1 protein-coding gene is annotated in these 2355 nt (G+C 28.1%); it reads left to right on the top strand.

Annotated features, from left to right (window positions below; translation table 11 throughout):
• Positions 1-45 precede the first annotated feature (45 nt).
• A complete protein-coding gene (locus tag BR69_RS0113125; RefSeq protein ID WP_027633588.1) occupies positions 46-2052 on the top strand; it encodes an ABC transporter permease in 2007 nt (668 codons plus the stop codon).
• Positions 2053-2355: the final 303 nt, after the last annotated feature.

Genomic DNA, 2355 nt, shown 5'->3' with positions numbered 1-2355 from the left:
GGAAATACAGTTGCAGACATGTAATAAGATAAGGAGGAATTTAAAGTGTCTTTATTTGATATAGCATTTAAAAATATTAAAAGAAATTTTCAAAATTATTTTCTATATTTTACATCTATAGCCTTTAGTATACTTATTTACTTTACCTTTACATCATTACAGTATAATGACCAAATAGCAAAAGCTCTAGGTGCAAAAGCTTCAATCGCTGGAGCCTTTAAGGCTTCTGCAGTAGTTATACTTGTATTTGCTGGAGTATTTATCTGGTATTCTAACTCCTTCTTTACTAAAAAAAGAAAGAAAGAAATTGCCTTATATTCAATGCTTGGTTTAAAGAAAAAGCAAATAGGTAGAATGTTATTTTATGAAACAGTAGTAATGGGAGTTATTGCCCTTGTGGTTGGTATAGCTTTAGGCTCTTTATTATCTAAAGGCTTTATAGCTTTATTATTTAAATTAATGGATATGCAAATTATAAAAACTGTTTCTTTCAGTATATCTATGAAGGCTGTAGGTCAAACCATAGGGGTATTTGCTATTATATTTTTAATAATATCAATACATTCTTATAGTCTTATATATAGATTTAAGCTTATAGACCTATTTAGAGCTGAGGAACGTGGAGAATCACAACCTAAAGTATCTACTATAATATCCCTACTCGGCGTTATAATGGTAGGATCTGGATACTATTTTGCATCTAACCTAGATAAGAATTTTCAGCTTTATGCCTTACTTACCATAACACTTACCATAGCAGGAACTTATATTCTTTTCTCATCCTTTGTTGTATTTATGATAAAGCAATTAAAGAAAAATAAGAAGAGATACTTTAACGGAATAAATATGATTGGAACTTCTCAGCTTCTTTATAGAATAAAAGGAAATGCTAGAACATTAGCAACTATTGCTATTCTTTCTGCCACTACCTTAACAGCTGTTGGTACAACCTTTAGTATATACTACTTTGCTGATAAGCAAGCAAGAGAAAATTCCCCTTATTCCTATGGCTTTGTAACTGAGAGAAAGACCCTTAATGCCGATAAAAAATCTAAATTTGATGGAAATGAAGCTTTTATTGTCAAGGATTTAAAGAAAGACAATATAAATAAAGATTTTGAAAGCATGGTAAACAAATATCCTAAGAATAAAATTGACAGTAAATATGAGGTGGATGTTTTAACTAAAAATGTTATCTTCCCAAAGACATCCTCAAAAGGTCCTAATGAGGACGAAGAAAGCATAGCTTTTATAAGTGAAAGTACTGCTAAAAACTTAATTAAAGCCTCTAAATTAGACATTAAATTAAACTTAGAAGAAAAAGAAGCCTTCGTATTTGAAAGATTTGTTGGTTCAAAGTTTGTTAAATCCTTTAAAGAAAAGACCTTTAAATTAAATAATGATGTGCTAACAATATCTGGTGAATCAAATAAAGCATTATTACCAGTTAACTTAGTTTCCTTCAATATCGTTGTAGTAGTTAGTGATAATGTCTTTAATAATAGCCAAAAATTTGCTGATGAATATTTAAAATTAAGCTTATACAATGTAAAAAATGAGTCCTCTGCTAAAGAATTGACTGAGGAGTTCAATAATCTTACTAAAAATACTTATAAAGATATATCAGAAAATACCTTTATGTTAAGTAGTGATTACTACACTCAATATAGAGGAGCTATCGAAACCAGTGGTTTAACAGTATTTATAGGAAGTTTCCTTGGCCTTGTATTCTTAATATGTACAGGAAGTATAATATTCTTTAAACAACTTTCAGAATCCAACGCAGATAAATTTAACTATGATATATTAAAGAAAGTTGGAGTAAGTAATAAAGAATTAAAGGTTTCTATATCAAAACAAATAGGTATAGTATTCTTACTACCTTTAGTTGTGGGTATAACTCACTCTACTTTTGCCTTAAAAGTTCTTGAAAGCTTACTTAATATGAGTCTTCTAAAACCAATATTAATTACCTACGTAATATATTCAATAATATATTTAGTTTATTACTTCATTACAGTTAGAGCATATTATAAAGCTGTAACTCAATAATATGCGGTGGATATCTCAAAATGATTTTTATAATTTTTGAGATATCCACTTTTTATTTTAATATTACAAAACTGTAAGATTCACCTAAGTTTTTGTTATGTAGATAAATGGTTACTTCTAGTAATCTCATATAGAATAGACATTGTAGATTAGTAAATGTACTTTTAATTTAAAAATAAAATAACTTTACATACAGGAGGATATTAATATGAATAATGTATTAGTTGCTAAAAACTTAAAAAAGGTGTATGCATCAAAGGGAGTTAATTACACTGCTCTTCAAGATATAAACCTTGAAATAGA

The sequence above is a fragment of the Clostridium hydrogeniformans DSM 21757 genome (assembly GCF_000686705.1).
Classification (GTDB): domain Bacteria; phylum Bacillota; class Clostridia; order Clostridiales; family Clostridiaceae; genus Clostridium_Z; species Clostridium_Z hydrogeniformans.
Note: the sequence above shows the minus strand (reverse complement) of the source record. Positions and strands in the feature narration are given on the sequence as shown.